The 14,280-nt window shown below is 65.6% G+C and carries 13 protein-coding genes; 6 read left to right on the top strand and 7 right to left on the bottom strand.

The genetic code is table 11. The annotated features are described in order from the left end of the window. Positions 1 to 102 precede the first annotated feature (102 nt). Genes CXX84_RS14060 through CXX84_RS14050 form a run of 3 tightly spaced genes read right to left on the bottom strand, consistent with a single transcriptional unit; the run spans position 103 to position 3,975 of the window. Positions 103 to 759 (bottom strand): Maf family protein, encoded by a 657-nt coding sequence (locus CXX84_RS14060; protein ID WP_102977345.1) that lies wholly within the window; start codon positions 757 to 759, stop codon positions 103 to 105. Between the two features lie 9 nt (positions 760 to 768). Further along, a complete protein-coding gene (locus CXX84_RS14055; RefSeq protein ID WP_102977344.1) occupies positions 769 to 3,303 on the bottom strand; it encodes an MMPL family transporter in 2,535 nt (844 codons plus the stop codon). An 18-nt stretch (positions 3,304 to 3,321) separates the two neighbouring features. Continuing rightward, complete coding sequence (locus CXX84_RS14050) at positions 3,322 to 3,975, bottom strand: TetR/AcrR family transcriptional regulator (RefSeq protein ID WP_102977343.1); 654 nt, start codon at positions 3,973 to 3,975, stop codon at positions 3,322 to 3,324. A gap of 213 nt (positions 3,976 to 4,188) precedes the next feature. Here CXX84_RS14050 and CXX84_RS14045 point away from each other — a divergent pair, with 213 nt between their 5' ends. Then, positions 4,189 to 4,755, top strand: a complete 567-nt coding sequence (locus CXX84_RS14045) for a hypothetical protein (RefSeq protein WP_102977342.1) — start codon at positions 4,189 to 4,191, stop codon at positions 4,753 to 4,755. Positions 4,756 to 4,857: 102 nt separating this feature from the next. Here the strand turns inward: CXX84_RS14045 and CXX84_RS14040 are convergent, their stop codons facing one another. From CXX84_RS14040 to CXX84_RS14025, 4 genes are all read right to left on the bottom strand, one after another. Then, the gene (locus CXX84_RS14040; protein ID WP_102977341.1) at positions 4,858 to 6,303 is read right to left on the bottom strand and encodes a dicarboxylate/amino acid:cation symporter; all 1,446 of its coding nucleotides are present in this window, start codon (positions 6,301 to 6,303) and stop codon (positions 4,858 to 4,860) included. 250 nt (positions 6,304 to 6,553) lie between these two features. After that, positions 6,554 to 8,242, bottom strand: a complete 1,689-nt coding sequence (locus tag CXX84_RS14035) for a DUF885 domain-containing protein (protein ID WP_102977340.1) — start codon at positions 8,240 to 8,242, stop codon at positions 6,554 to 6,556. A gap of 36 nt (positions 8,243 to 8,278) precedes the next feature. Continuing rightward, positions 8,279 to 8,515, bottom strand: coding sequence for an acyl-CoA carboxylase subunit epsilon (locus CXX84_RS14030; RefSeq protein ID WP_102977339.1), 237 nt, complete (start codon positions 8,513 to 8,515; stop codon positions 8,279 to 8,281). Further along, positions 8,512 to 10,095, bottom strand: a complete 1,584-nt coding sequence (locus tag CXX84_RS14025) for an acyl-CoA carboxylase subunit beta (protein WP_102977338.1) — start codon at positions 10,093 to 10,095, stop codon at positions 8,512 to 8,514. Before CXX84_RS14025 ends, CXX84_RS14030 begins: the two co-directional genes overlap by 4 nt. Positions 10,096 to 10,320: 225 nt before the next feature. Here CXX84_RS14025 and CXX84_RS14020 point away from each other — a divergent pair, with 225 nt between their 5' ends. The 5 genes from CXX84_RS14020 to CXX84_RS19355 all read left to right on the top strand — a co-directional run. Further along, positions 10,321 to 11,208 (top strand): SDR family oxidoreductase, encoded by an 888-nt coding sequence (locus CXX84_RS14020; protein WP_102977337.1) that lies wholly within the window; start codon positions 10,321 to 10,323, stop codon positions 11,206 to 11,208. 87 nt (positions 11,209 to 11,295) lie between these two features. Beyond that, positions 11,296 to 12,204: a biotin--[acetyl-CoA-carboxylase] ligase gene (locus tag CXX84_RS14015; RefSeq protein ID WP_102977336.1), complete on the top strand. Its 909-nt coding sequence runs from the start codon at positions 11,296 to 11,298 to the stop codon at positions 12,202 to 12,204. Beyond that, positions 12,197 to 12,796, top strand: a complete 600-nt coding sequence (locus CXX84_RS14010) for a PH domain-containing protein (RefSeq protein ID WP_102977335.1) — start codon at positions 12,197 to 12,199, stop codon at positions 12,794 to 12,796. Before CXX84_RS14015 ends, CXX84_RS14010 begins: the two co-directional genes overlap by 8 nt. Further along, on the top strand, positions 12,786 to 13,976 hold the full coding sequence (locus tag CXX84_RS14005) for an adenylate/guanylate cyclase domain-containing protein (RefSeq protein ID WP_102977334.1): 1,191 nt from the start codon (positions 12,786 to 12,788) through the stop codon (positions 13,974 to 13,976). Before CXX84_RS14010 ends, CXX84_RS14005 begins: the two co-directional genes overlap by 11 nt. Before the next feature lie 117 nt (positions 13,977 to 14,093). Then, on the top strand, positions 14,094 to 14,280 hold a 187-nt coding region (locus tag CXX84_RS19355), incomplete at its 3' end, for a hypothetical protein (protein ID WP_223253100.1).

The following is a 14,280-nucleotide window of genomic DNA, read 5'->3' as shown; positions in this document are numbered from 1 at the left end:
GATATTACTTGCGGAATCCGCGTGTAAACGGGCCGGGCTTTGTAGGGAAGCTACAAGAGTCTGCCAATTGCGGCAGTTTTGTTGCAGCCCGTACCAGTCCCGCTATACGGACCAGAGGTCGGTGATACGGACGTTCGCTGAGGACAGGAGGCTCCGAAGGGTGGAGACGGAAAGCCCGACGACGGTGTGGGGGTCGCCGTCGACCTTACGGATGAACGCCCCGCCCAGGCCGTCTATGGTGAAGGACCCGGCGCACTGCAGTGGCTCGCCGGTGGCGATGTAGGCGTCGATCTCGGCAGGTTCCATCTCCAGGAAGGTGACCTCGGCTGAGGCCACCGTCCCCAAAGTGGCGCCGGAACCCTGTTCCCCGCCGCCGTCGTCGCCGTAGTCGCCTGTATCAGTGTCCCGGCAGTCCACCAGCCAGTGACCGGTGTGCAGCACGCCGGTGTTCCCGCTCATCCGCAGCATGCGCTCGCGGGCGACGGCGGCCGTATAGGGCTTGCCGTGGGCCTCGCCGTCGAACTCAAACACGGAGTCGCAGCCGAGTACCAGGGCGCCTTCCGCTTCCGGCAGGGCGGCCACCGCTTCAGCCTTGGCGCGGGCCAGGAGCAGGGCGGTGTCGTGGGGATCGGTGACGCCATAACGGGCCTGCACGGCGTCCTCGTCCACATCGGACACCAGGACTGAGTGCCTGATGCCGGCCTCGGCCAGGAGCTTGGTGCGGGCGGGGGACTGGGAAGCGAGAATCAGGCGGACCACGGCTCCAGCCTAGTGGACCGGCTCGGCCTCTTTGGCGTGCTTCGGGTGGCGGCTCTCCAGCCGCACCAGTTTGGCGCCTTCAACGTCCACGTCAGGCAGGATCCGGTCCAGCCACCGCGGCAGCCACCAGGACTTTTCACCCAGCAGATACATGACGGCGGGGACAATCGTCATGCGCACCACGAAGGCATCCAGGAGGACGCCGAACGCCATGGCGAAGCCCAGCGGCCGGACCATGGTCAGGTGGCTGAAGATGAAGCCGGCAAAGACGCTGACCATGATGATCGCTGCGGCGGTCACCACGGCGGCGGCGTGGCGGAAGCCCACCCGGACTGCTTCCCTGGCCGTGGAGCCGTGCATGTAGGCCTCACGCATGCCGGAGGCGATGAACACCTGGTAGTCCATGGCCAAACCGAACAGCACACCGATGAGGATGATGGGCAGGAAGCTCAGGACGGCGCCGGGGTTGGCGACGTCGAACACACCGCCCAGCCAGCCCCACTGATACACGGCCACCACGGCACCGAAGGCAGCGGCGAGGGAGAGCAGGAATCCACCGGTGGCCAGCAGCGGCACCACGATGGAGCGGAATACCAGCAGCAGGAGGATCAGGGAAAGTCCGACGACGATCGCCAGGTAGGGCGGCAGCGCGTCACCGAGCTTGGTGGAGACGTCCACGTTGCCGGCGGTCTGACCCGTCAGGCCCATGGCCACGCCGTACTCGGACTGTATTTCGCTATTCAGGCCGCGAAGCTCGGAAACCACCTGCACAGTGCTGGCGCTGGCCGGGCCTTCCTTGGGGATGACCTGGAACACCGCGGTCCGGCGGTCCTCGCTGAGTGCCACCGGCACGGCGGCCACCACGTTGTCCACGGCGCGGAGCTTGTCCGCAACGTCGTACTGCAGGGTCTGGGCTTCAGCCTCATCCAGATCCGCAGGGAACTCACCCACGGCGACGATGGGGCCGGTGACGCCCTCACCGAAACTGCGTGCCGTCAGGTCGTAGGCCTGGTAGGCCTCGGACTCCACGGGTTCGGAGCCGCCGTCCGGCAGTGCAAGCTGCAGCTGGGTGGCGGGCAGGGCCAGGGTGCCCAGGAGGACCACCCCGGCCAGGAGCGCAAGGACGGGGTGCTTGGTGACCAGGCCGCCCCATCCGTGGGTGCTGCGCTCGCGGTCCTTGGCCTCGTCCTCGGCTTCGTGGCCCGGTTCGGCGTTGTGCGCTTCGGCTTTGGCCCACGCACGGCGGGAGATGATGCGCCGCCCGATCAGGGACAGCATGGCGGGAGTGAGGGTGATGGCCACCAGGACAGCCACTGCCACGGTTCCGGCCGCGGCCAGGCCCATGACGGTGAGGAACGGCAGGCCCGGCACCACCAGGGCGGCGAGGGCGATGATCACGGTCAGGCCTGCGAACACCACGGCATTGCCGGACGTGCCTGCGGCCCGTGCCACCGATTCCTCCGGGTCCATGCCGGCGAGCAGTTGGGTCCGGTGGCGGTTGACGATGAAGAGGGAGTAGTCAATGCCCACAGCCAGGCCCAGCATGAGGGCCAGCATGGGGGAGATGGAGCTCATGTCGAAGAGGCCGGAGAGCGCGAAGGTGATGCCGACGCCGACGCCGACTCCCACGATGGCCATCAGCAGCGGCAGTCCGGCAGCAATCAGCGTGCCCAGCATGAGGATCAGGACCAGGGCGGCGACGGCGATGCCGATGATCTCGGCCGCGCCGAAGAGTTCCGAGATGTCCTCGGTGATCTCCTTGCTGGCATAGGCGGTGACGCCTGCTGCGGAGGTTTCGTGGGCAATGTCCTGGACCTGCTGGCGGACCTCCGGGCTCAGGCCGTTGATGGAGGTGTTGAACTGGACTTGGGCGACGGCGGCGCGGCCGTCCTCGGACACAAAGCGGATAGCCGAGGATGCCTCCGCCTGGCGCTTGCCGAGTTCAAGTTTCGCCGTACCGGCTTCCAGTTCCTGCGCACCGGCGTCGAGCTTCGCCTGGCCCTCAGCCAGGGCGGCTTTTTGCTGGCCGAGCTGTGCCTCGATGAGCGCGGCGGGGGCGCCCGCAGCAGCCAGCTGCTGTTCCGCTGCGGCAAGTTGCGCCTGGCCGGCTTCAAGCTGCGCACGGGAGGCATCCAGCTGTGCCTTGCCGGCGGCCAGCTGCTGCTCGCCGTCGATGATGGCCTGGCCGGCCTGGTCCACCTGCGCCTGGGTGGCAAACGGGTCCACGGTTCCGCGGACGTCCGGGACGCCCTCGAGTTTCTTGAGTGCGTCCGTCACGGCCGCCTGGCTCCCGGCCGTGAAACCGCCGTCGGGCGCTTCAAAGACGATGGTGGCGGTCCCGCCGGAAGCCGAGGGAAGTTCTTCCTTCAGCTTGTCCGCGATCCGCTGCGTTTCAGTGCCGGGAATCTGGAAGTTGTTGGACAGCGTCCCGTGGAAGGCTGCCGCAGCACCTCCCACGGCCAGCAGGGCGGCAAGCCAGAGGGAGATGACCAGCCAGCGCCGGCGGTAGGAGAACTTGCCCAGGCGGTAAAGGAACAATGCCATGTGAGGGGACCGATCTGATCAGGAGGAACGGGAGGCGGAAGGTGAGGGGGCAGGCGTGCTACCTGCGGTGAAACCGGAACCCAGCAGCGCCATGGCGTCGATCAGGAGCTGGCGGAGCTCGGCAAGGGATGCCGGGGAGAGGTCGGCGCCACGGCGGGTGAACCAGACCTCCATGGCGGCCTTGCCGCAGGAAATTACTGAACCGGCCAGGGCTCGGAGGTAGAGCTCATCCACGGCCCCTGGCCCTGCCGCCGCGCGGCCGCGGGCCACCGCGGTGATCTGTTCCCGGCAGTGGTCCCAGGCCTCCAGTTCGGAGTGCGACATGAGGGTGCTCTGCTGGGTCAGCGTGAACAGTTCGGCCAGCGGGGCAACGGTCATCGGGTCCGCCAGCGCCATAAGCGCCTCCTGGGCCGACTGCAGGATGGGCTCGTTTGCGGGCCGGAGCTTGAACTGCTGGATGGCATTGTCCAGGAAGCCGTGGGTGACGGACGCGAGGGCGGCGTCGGTGCTGCTGAAGTAATTGAAGAACGTGCGCCGCGAGATGCCGGCAGTATCGGCGATGTCCTCGACCGTGAAGTTTCCGGGCCCTTTGCTGCGCAGGAGGGTAAGCGCGGCGTCGGTGATGCCCTGGCGGGTTGCGGCTTTGTTCAGCTCACGGCGTGAGGTTGCCATGGGCGCACGGGCGGCGTTCCCGGGCAGGGCAGGCTCAGCGGAAGTTGTCACGCATTTACACTACGTGCAACTTTGCACTCTGGGCAACTTGCTTTCACAGGAGAATGAAAGGTTCCGGACAGCTCTCCCATGACTTGCCCCCGGATGCTGGAAATGTCCCGAAAAGGACTACAACCAGCAGCCGTCCCGGACGGCAGTACCAGGAGACAAGAAATGTCACGCACAAAGAAAATGACCCTCGGCCTGTCAGCTACGGCGCTGGCCCTTGCTTCCGGAATTGGCGTAGCCGGCATGGCCGCCGCCACCACAACACCGGCTCCCGCCCCAAGCGTGAGTTCCAGCGCCTCGGCTGACGGGAGCACCAGCACCATGCCCGGCGGCGGCATGGGCAAGCATGGCGGGCGGGGCGGCGAGCGCGGAATTACCCAGGCGTCCGCACTGGCGGAGAAGCTGGCCGTCGAGGAGGCCAAGGTGACGGAGGCACTCCAGGCCTTCCGTGAGGCCAACAAACCCGCCACGAGGCCGGCGGAAGGCGAAAAGCCTGACGCAGCCGCCCGCGATGCTGCCCTTGCCGCCTCGCTGGCTGAATCGCTCGGCATTGAGGAGTCCAAGGTCGCCGCCGCGCTGGAGGAGCTCCGCAGCGAACGGCAGGCAGAGAAGGCGGCGGGGCTGAAGACCCGGCTGGACCAGGCCGTCACGGACGGGAAACTGACGCAGGCCGAGGCTGACGCGGTCACCAAGGCAGTGGAGAGCGGCGTGATCGGCGGCGGCGGGCACTGACCGCACCGGCCCCGCCGAACAACGCCTGAAGCAGCAGAAGTCCCCGGGAACAGTTCAGTTCCCGGGGACTTCTTGCTTCTTGCAGGGGGTGAGCAGGGACCCTTAGGCCTTTACATCCTCCAGCCGGCGCGGAGCGGTGTCCGTGGTGGTTCCATCGGAGGATGCCGCAGCAGCATCGGCGTCGACGGTGTCGTCAACAAACGGCGTGCCATTGCGGGGCGCGTTGTACAGCTGCTCGTCCAGGATGCCCTGGCGCTTGGCCACGATGGTGGGGACCAGCGCCTGGCCTGCCACGTTCACAGCGGTGCGGCCCATGTCCAGGATCGGATCAATGGCGAGGAGCAGTCCCACGCCGGCCAGCGGCAGGCCCAGCGTGGACAGCGTCAGCGTGAGCATCACCACCGCGCCCGTGGTTCCGGCTGTTGCCGCGGAACCCAGGACGGAGACCAGGGCGATCAGCAGGTACTGGGTGAAGTCCAGCTGGATGCCGAAGAACTGGGCCACAAAGATGGCTGAGATGGCCGGGTAAATGGCGGCGCAGCCGTCCATCTTGGTGGTGGCGCCCAGCGGCACGGCGAAGGAAGCGTAGGCGCGGGGGACGCCCAGGCTGCGTTCGGTCACACGCTGGGTCAGGGGCAGCGTGCCCACCGAGGAACGGGAGACGAAGGCCAGCTGGACCGCAGGCCATACGCCGGAGAAGTACTGCTTGATGGACAGGCCGTGGGCGCGGACCAGGATGGGGTAGACCGCGAAGATCACCAGGGCGAGACCGACGTAGATGGCGAAGGTGAACTTGCCCAGCGAGCCGATGGTGTCCCACCCGTAGACAGCGACTGCGTTGCCGATGAGGCCCACGGTGCCCAGCGGGGCGATGCGGATGATCCACCACAGCACCTTCTGGATGACGGCCAGCGCGGAAGCGTTCAGGTTCAGGAACGGCTCAGCGGCCTTGCCCACCTTCAGTGCGGCTACACCGACGGCGATGGCGATCACCAGGATCTGAAGCACGTTGAAGCTGACGGAGGTGGTGACGGCGCCGGATTCGGCAACGGTGGAGCTGGCGCCCAGTCCGAGGAAGTTCTTGGGGAAGAGGCCCACCAGGAAGGCCCACCAGTCACCGGATTTGCCGGAGTACTTGGCTTCCTCGGTGATCCCGGTGTTGGCGCCGGGCTGCAGCAGGACGCCCAGGCCGATGCCGATCAGCACGGCAATCAGGGAGGTAATGGCGAACCACAGCAGGGTGTTCCACGCGAGCTTGGCGGCGTTGGACACCTGCCGCAGGTTTGAGATGGAGCTGACGACGGCGGTGAAGATCAGGGGTACGACGGCGGTCTGCAGCAATGACACGTAGCTGGACCCGATGGTCTGCAGCGTGGCGCCGAGGGCGTTGGGGCTGGCCTTCGTGCTGCCGGTGTACTTGGCCAGCAGGCCGAGGCCAAGCCCGACGACAAGGGCTGCGATGATCTGGAAGCCGAACGAGCCAGCCCATTTGGGCAGCTGGAAGCCGGACTTTCCTGCGGATTCTGAGGGGCGGGTTTGAGTGCTCACCTGAATACGGTAGAGCCACTTCCAATATCACGGCGAACGAACATTGAGAAATATTACGCGCCCCGAGTTTCCGCTGGAGCGAATCAACCCCGTGAAATCAAGGGAGTGCAGCGGCTATGTTAAGTATTCCCGGTCCGGGTGTGCTTAAAGTCTCGCTGGTGAAGGGGTGGGAGGGCGACATCCGGCAGCGCGCGTCAAAGCGAGGAACGAGCAGCGCGCCGAGGATGTTGCCCTCCCGCCCCGAAGGGGGCTAGGAAAGCAGCGCGCGCCTTAGGGTGTCCAGTCCTACGGAGCCGATGTTGAGTGCCCTTGTGTGGAACTCCTTCAGGTCGAACCCGGGGCGTGCTTCGAGTTCCGCGCGGATTTGTTCCCACAGGCGCTGTCCCACCTTGTAGGAGGGTGCCTGGCCCGGCCAGCCGAGGTAGCGGGTGAACTCGAAGTTGAGCTGGCCTTCGCTGATGGGCAGGTTTTCCTTCAGGAATTCGTAGCCCTTGTCCGCCGTCCAGGTGCCGGAGCCCCAACGCCCGGGCACCTCCAGTTCAAGGTGGACGCCGATGTCAAAAACTACCCGTGCGGCACGCATCCGCTGCATGTCCAGCATGCCCATGCGGTCGCCGGGATCGCTCAGGTAGCCCAGTTCCTGCATGAGCTTCTCCGCATACAGTGCCCAGCCTTCACCATGGCCGGACGTCCAGCAGACGTTGCGCCGCCACTTGTTCAGCAGCTCACGACGGAAGGTGGCGGTGGCGACCTGCAGGTGGTGGCCCGGCACGCCCTCGTGGTAGACGGTGGTGGTTTCCGCCCAGGTGGTGAAAGTGTCCTCGCCGGCGGGGACGGACCACCACATCCGGCCGGGCCGGCTGAAATCGTCCGAGGGGCCGGTGTAGTAGATACCGCCCTCGTCAGTGGGCGCAATCAGGCACTCGAGTTTCCTCATGACATCCGGGATGTCGAAGTGGACACCGGCCAATTCGGCCACGGCTTTGTCCGAGAGTTCCTGCATCCACTCCCGCAGGGCTTCTTTCCCTTGCAGCTGCCTGGCGGGATCGTTGTTCAGGATCTCCTTGGCCTCGGCGATGGTGGCGCCGGCCTTGATGGTGTGCGCTACCTGTTCCTGCTGCGCAATGAGCCGGTCCAGCTCTTCCACGCCCCATGCGTAGGTTTCTTCCAGGTCCACGGTTGCGCCGAGGAATGAGCGGGATGCCAAGGCGTAGCGCGCACGGCCCACGGCGTCCTTTTCGGGCGCGGCGGGCAACAGTTCGGTGCGCAGGAAGTCCGCCAGTCCGGCGTAGGCCGCCCGGGCGGCGGCAGCTCCGCCGTCGAGCTCTTCCTGAAGGCCCGCGGGCAGGGGGCCGGCGGCGGTGGATGCCCCTGCCGCCAGCTTGGCGAAGAAGCCGTCCTCCGCGGCGTACTTTGTGACCTGCTCAATGACGATTTTCACCTGCCGCACGGCGGCGATCCGGCCGGCGTCCTTTGCCAGCCGGAGCGATTCGGTGTAGCCGGCAATGGCGGCAGGAACGTTGCGTGCGCGGCCGGCAATGTGGTGCCAGTCCTGCTCACTGTCAGTGGGCATGAGGTCGAAAATGGCGCGGATATCCTGCGCGGGGGAGGCGATGTTGTTCAGGTCGGCATAGTCCCAGCCGGACGCATGGATCAGCAGCTGCAGGCCCAGCCGCTCCTGCATGGCGTCCAGCGTGACGGCGTCAACGTCGTCCTGCGGCGTGAGGCCCTCGAGGTCGGCCAGTGCCTTGCGCGCGGTTTCGGCGAATTCGGCGATGCCTGCGGGGGAGAAGTCCTGGTATTCAGTCTCGTGCCCGGGTATGCCGAGGGTGGTCGCGAAGGACGGATTGAGCCTGATCAGTGTCTCGGTGTAGTCATCTGCGACGGCGTCGATCCGGGTGTGTGGACGGGCGGTGGCAGGCGAAGTGTCTGTAGTCACACACCGAGACTAACCGCCCGGCCGCGAAAGTTCAGGCTAGCCGCGGCTTCTCTTCCAGGCCCCGGGACCGGGGGTGGGGCCCAGCCTGAGCTGCTGGCGGCGCACCCAGTGCCGGACGGTTGGCTTGTCCGCCCGCTCAGGCTCGCCGCCGCCGAGGGAAAGAACGACGGCGGTCAGCGCAGCCAGTTCCTCGGCCGTCGGCTGCCCTTTCACAACAGAGAGCAGCGGTTCAGCAGGTGGCTGGTTCTCTTCAGCCGGTTGGGCGGGGATCACAGCGGGATGTTCCCATGCTTCTTGGTGGGAAGGCTGGCGCGCTTGTCGCGCAGGGCGCGCAGCCCCCTGATGATTTGCAGGCGGGTCTCGGACGGTGCGATGACGGCGTCCACATAGCCGAGCTCAGCTGCCTGGTACGGGTTGAGGAGTTCTTCCTCGTACTGGCGGATGACCTCGGCGCGCCGCGCTTCCACGTCCCCGCCTGCTTCTGCCACCGCCACAAGGTCACGCCGGTACAGGATGTTGACGGCACCCTGGGCACCCATCACACCGATCTGCGCAGTGGGCCAGGCCAGGTTCAGGTCAGCACCGAGCTTCTTGGAGCCCATCACGATGTAGGCGCCGCCATAGGCCTTGCGGGTGATCACGGTGAGCTTCGGAACGGTTGCCTCAGCATAGGCGTAGAGCAGTTTGGCGCCGCGGCGGATGATGCCCTGGAATTCCTGGTCCTTGCCGGGCAGGAAGCCGGGAACGTCCACCAGGGTGATGATGGGGATGTTGAACGCGTCGCAGTGCCGGACGAAGCGGGCGGCCTTTTCCGAGGCGGCAATGTCCAGGGTGCCGGCGAACTGGAGCGGCTGGTTGGCCACGATGCCCACCGTGTGTCCCTCCACCCGGCCGTAGCCGATCATCACGTTCGGCGCGTACAGTGCCTGCATCTCCAGGAAGTGGCCGTCGTCCACAATTTGTTCGACGACGGTGCGCATGTCGTAGGGCTGGTTTGCTGAGTCGGGGATCAGGGTATCCAGGGCGAGGTCGTCGTCGTCGACGTCCAGCCCCTGGGTATGCTCCAGGACGGGCGCCTCCGAGAGGTTGTTGGAGGGAAGGAAGTCCAGCAGTTCGCGGACGAACTCGATGGCGTCCGCTTCATCCGAGGCCAGGTACGTGGACGTTCCCGTCGTGGCATTGTGCTGCCGGGCACCGCCGAGGGTTTCCATGTCCACGTCCTCGCCGGTGACTGTCTTGATGACGTCAGGGCCGGTAATGAACATGTGGGAGGTCTTGTCCACCATCACCACGTAGTCGGTGAGCGCGGGGGAGTAGGCGGCGCCGCCGGCAGAAGGGCCCATGATGAGCGAGACCTGGGGCACCACGCCGGAGGCATGGACGTTGTTGCGGAAGATGTCCGCGAACATTGCCAGGGAGGCCACGCCTTCCTGGATGCGGGCACCGCCGCCGTCCAGGATGCCGACGACGGGGCAGCCGTTGCGCAGTGCAAACTCCTGGACCTTGACGATCTTTTCGCCGTTCACCTGGCTGAGGGAACCGCCGTACACTGAAAAGTCCTGGCTGTAGACAGCCACGAGGCGGCCGTCCACGGTGCCGTAGCCGGACACCAGGCCGTCGCCCAGCGGCTTTTTCTTCTCCATCCCGAACGCGGTGGAACGGTGTACGGCCAGGGCGTCGAATTCCACGAAGGAGTCCTCGTCCAGCAGGAGGGCAATGCGCTCCCGGGCGGTGTTCTTGCCGCGGGCGTGCTGCTTTTCGATTGCTTCAGGGCCGGAGGGCTGTTCGGCACGTGCCTGGCGGTCGCGGAAATCGGCGATCTTTCCCGCAGTCGTTGTCAGATCGTGGCTCATCAAGTATCTCCGGCTCTGTAGCAGATTGATTCTGTAGTGCTTGGTTTTGCTGGCGGGTCCGGTGCGCGGAGGTTTAAGTAGCTTCCACACAAACGGCGAACCCTGCTGGCAAGTCTAGTGACGCTACCGGCGGCGGCAGCTGTAGGGAACCTACAATTTTCGGCCGCGTCATCAGCAGCACCGCAATGTTACTCATGAGTAACTTAGTTGGGTTACAGTGTTGCCATGACTTCGAGCAATGATGCTTCGCACGGCCCTGCAGGCAGGTACCAGGCCGACGGCTCACTCAAGGGACGGACCATTCTGATCTCCGGTGGGAGCCGTGGAATCGGGTTGGCGATCGCCCTCCGGGCGGCCCGTGACGGCGCCAATATCGTCCTCATGGCGAAAACAGGGGAACCCCATCCCAGGCTGGCCGGAACTGTTTACACAGCTGCCAGGGAGGTGGTGGATGCGGGCGGCCAGGCCCTTCCCCTCGTGGGCGACGTCCGGAATGACGACGACGTGGCCGGAGCCGTCTCTGCTGCGGTGGACCAGTTCGGGGGTATCGACGCCGTCATCAACAATGCCTCCGCGATCGACCTCTCCCGCACCGACGACGTGGACATGAAAAAGTACGACCTGATGCAGGACATCAATGTCCGCGGGACGTTCCTGATGTCCAAGCTGGCACTGCCGGCGCTGCGGGCATCGGACCAGGGCCATATCCTCACACTCTCGCCACCCCTGAACCTCGACCCGCACTGGGCCGGAAAGCACCTGGCCTACACCATGGCCAAGTACGGCATGAGTTTGACCACCCTCGGCCTCGCCGAAGAGTTGAAGGGGGACGGCATCAGGGTGAACTCGTTGTGGCCCTGCACCCTGATCGATACGGCTGCCATCAGGAACATGCCGCACGGTGAGCAGATCGTCCAGGCGGCGCGCGGCCCGGAGATCATGGCAGACGCGGCCCACGCGGTACTCACCGGCAGCAACCTTGGCGACGGCGGCATGCCGAGCGGCAACTTCTACACGGATGAAGAGGTACTCACGGCGGCCGGAGTCACCGATTTCCGCCCGTACAGCCTCGGCGCACCCGAAGACCGCCTGGCACCGGACATTTTTCTGTAACCTGCCGCCCCCGCTTGGAAGGACCCGTGCCCGGGCAGCCCTAATCCGGGAACTTTCAGGACGTAGCTCTGTCGGTAGAGTTTAGGTATGGACGACGCACACGCCCCCGGTACCCCCCTGAACCGGCGGGACCTCGCGGACCACCACTTCCTGTCAGCGGCCGGCATCGCCCGGCTCGAGGTGGTGGACTCCACCGGATCCACCAATGCTGATCTCCTCCGTGCGGTCACCGTGGAGCCGTCGGCCTGGCCGGACATGTCCGTGCTGACCGCGGAATACCAGACGGCGGCCCGCGGACGCCTGGACAGGCACTGGGAAGCGCCTCCGCTCAGTTCCGTCTCCGTTTCTGTTGTCCTGAAGCCGGTAAACGCGGAAGGCAGGCCGCTTCCCACCCAGAGTTACTCCTGGTTGTCCCTCATCGGAGCCTTGGCGCTGCGTGAGACCCTGCTGGAAACGGCGGGCCTGCCGGCGGAGCTGAAATGGCCCAACGACGTCCTGGTGCGCGGTAGGAAGATTGCGGGAATCCTTGCCCAGCTTGGTCCCATGGTGGACGGCTCGGTGCCGCCCGTCATCCTTGGAACCGGCCTGAACGTCACCCTGCGGGAAGCCGAACTCCCGGTGCCCACGGCGACCTCTGTGCTGCTGGAATCGCCGACGACGTCGGACCGGACCGAGCTGCTGAAAAGCTACCTCTCACACTTTGCTCTGCTGTACCGCAACTTCTGCAACGCTGACGGGGACCCTGCGGCCGGCCTGGCCGGGGGGCCGTCCCTGCATAAGCGGGTGGAGGCAGTCATGACGACGCTGGGCAAGCAGGTCCGGGCGCAGCTCCCGGGCGACCACGAGATCATTGGCCATGCGTCCAGGCTCGACGAGTACGGGTCGCTCCTGGTGCTTGACCGCGAGTCCCGGGAGCACGTGGTGACCGCAGGGGACGTCGTGCATCTGCGCCCCTGGACGTCACCGGATGAGTCCGGCCAGGGCGGTTATGCGTAAAGCCCTCGTGCCGGGGGAGCAGGTGATTGTCACCACCCGCCCCCAGCCGAGGAAGCTGGCGGGGGCCGCAGCAGCGTTCATTCTTTCGCCGGCCATCGCAGCCTTTGCTTCCGCATGGGTGGTCCGTGGCGAAGCAGAGCGGCTGATTCCCGAACTGACCGCGTCGTGGACGCCGTGGCTGGTCGCCGGGTCCGCCCTGGCGGTGGCAGGCGTCTGGCTGGGATACTGCCTGCCCCGGCTGCTGAAGTGGCAGGGCACGCGGTACACGCTGACCAGCCGCCGCATGATTTCACGGTCCGGGATACTGCATCGGCAGGACCAGCAGGTGAACCTCGCGTCGGTCCGCAACCTGACTGTCCACGAATCGGTACTTCAACGCCTGGTGCGCTCAGGGAATATATCCTTGGAAACCGGGTACCAGGGCGTGGTGACTTTCCAGGATGTGCCGGAGGTTGCCAGGTTTCGGGATTTCATCCTCGATGCCATCGGGGAACTGCCGGACGAACGCGACGGCCAGGCCGGCGGAGCAATGGATTATTCCGCCGACGCAGTGCCATGGGAACTGAGAGAAGGTGGACGGGATGAACGATGAGGACCAGGAGGAACGCGTGGACTCAAGTGCGCCCAATCCTGCCGCTGTCCCGGAACCTGCTTCCGTCGCTGACAGCCATCCCCAGCAGGCTTCCACCCGCCAGCCCGTGCACAGCAGCAACCCCCCTACCGGCACCATGTCCGCCGAACGGCTCGCCATGAAGGCGCTGGAAGCCAGGCTGCTCGGCGGGGAACGCAAGCTCCGGCGTCGTGAAGTTGCCGCCGGCGCAGGGCTTTCCCTGCTGTCCGCACGCAAATTGTGGCGCGCCCTCGGCTTCCCGAACTTTGGCGACGAGGACGTCGCCTTTACTGAGCGGGACCAGGCTGCGCTCTCCACCGTGGTGGACCTGGTGCGCTCCGGAAAACTAACTGAAGAAGCAGCCATTTCCGTCACCCGCTCCATTGGCCAGATGACGGACCGGATGGTGGTGTGGCAGATCGAAGCCCTGGTGGAGGACATGGTCCACGAGCAGGGCGTCACCGATGCGGTGGCGCGCAAGCGGCTGGTCAACGAGCTGCCCGCACTGGTGGACGCCCTCGAGGAGGTGCTGGTCTACTCCTGGCGGCGCCAGCTCAACGCCGGTGTCCAGCGGCTGGCCGTCCGCGCCGAGGCAGGGCTGCAGGCGAGCGAAGAAGGCCGGGAAGGCGACGAGGATGACGCTCCGCTGCCACTGGCTCGTGCCGTAGGGTTCGCTGACCTGGTCTCGTACACCAGCCTGTCACGGCGCATGAACGAAAAAACCCTGGCCCGTCTGGTCCAGCGCTTCGAAAACAAGTGCGCGGAGATTATTTCCGTGGGCGGCGGCAGGCTCGTGAAAACCGTAGGGGACGAGGTCCTGTACATCGCAGAAACCCCGGCAGCCGGCGCCGAGATCTCCCTTGCCCTTGCCCAGGCCTTCACGGAGGACGAGATTCTTCCCGAAGCACGGGTGGCCATGGTGTGGGGAAGGATCCTCTCGAGGCTCGGTGACATCTATGGTCCCACCGTGAACCTCGCGGCCCGGCTCACAACCCTTGCCGATCCCGGGACTGTTTTGGTGGACTCGATGACGGCTTCAGCGTTGGACCATGACGAACGGTTTGTGCTGGAACCCCAGCCGCCCGAGAACGTCCGCGGCTTCGGCGAGATCCGGCCGGTGAGGCTCGGCCGCGGACTGGGCAAGGGGCTTGTTCTGGACTAGAGCGCCAGGGAGCCAGGAGTTTATCCATTTGTTGGCCATTAAGGCTATATTTGTTGTGCCCGGCTGTCACAAGCCGGAAGCCGGCTGTTGCCGGGGTCTATCTGGGGGAACCGTTCCATGAATCTTCGCGGACGAACGCGCGCAAAAGGCATCGCATCCACAACGGCAGATCGCCATCCGCTTCTCCGATCCCGCCTTTTCAGAGGTACTGCTTTTGGTGCTGCGGTTGCTGTTGTGGTGACTGGTGCTGTGTTGTATCCGGGGTTCAAGACCACTGAGGTGGACTTGAATGATGGTGGTGTGT

The organism is Arthrobacter sp. AFG7.2 (genome assembly GCF_002892835.1).
GTDB lineage: Bacteria > Actinomycetota > Actinomycetes > Actinomycetales > Micrococcaceae > Arthrobacter.
The sequence above is the reverse complement of the archived record's forward strand: the minus strand, read 5'-3'. Positions and strand labels throughout refer to the sequence as shown.

What these genes read in the sequence shown, in the direction of transcription:
- CXX84_RS14055 (WP_102977344.1), bottom strand. Translation starts at nt 3,303, where the DNA reads ATGGCATTGTTCCTTTACCGCCTGGGCAAGTTCTCCTACCGCCGGCGC.
- CXX84_RS14050 (WP_102977343.1), bottom strand. Translation starts at nt 3,975, where the DNA reads ATGGCAACCTCACGCCGTGAGCTGAACAAAGCCGCAACCCGCCAGGGC.
- CXX84_RS14045 (WP_102977342.1), top strand. Translation starts at nt 4,189, where the DNA reads ATGTCACGCACAAAGAAAATGACCCTCGGCCTGTCAGCTACGGCGCTG.
- CXX84_RS14025 (WP_102977338.1), bottom strand. Translation starts at nt 10,095, where the DNA reads ATGAGCCACGATCTGACAACGACTGCGGGAAAGATCGCCGATTTCCGC.
- CXX84_RS14020 (WP_102977337.1), top strand. Translation starts at nt 10,321, where the DNA reads ATGACTTCGAGCAATGATGCTTCGCACGGCCCTGCAGGCAGGTACCAG.
- CXX84_RS14015 (WP_102977336.1), top strand. Translation starts at nt 11,296, where the DNA reads ATGGACGACGCACACGCCCCCGGTACCCCCCTGAACCGGCGGGACCTC.
- CXX84_RS14010 (WP_102977335.1), top strand. Translation starts at nt 12,197, where the DNA reads ATGCGTAAAGCCCTCGTGCCGGGGGAGCAGGTGATTGTCACCACCCGC.
- CXX84_RS14005 (WP_102977334.1), top strand. Translation starts at nt 12,786, where the DNA reads ATGAACGATGAGGACCAGGAGGAACGCGTGGACTCAAGTGCGCCCAAT.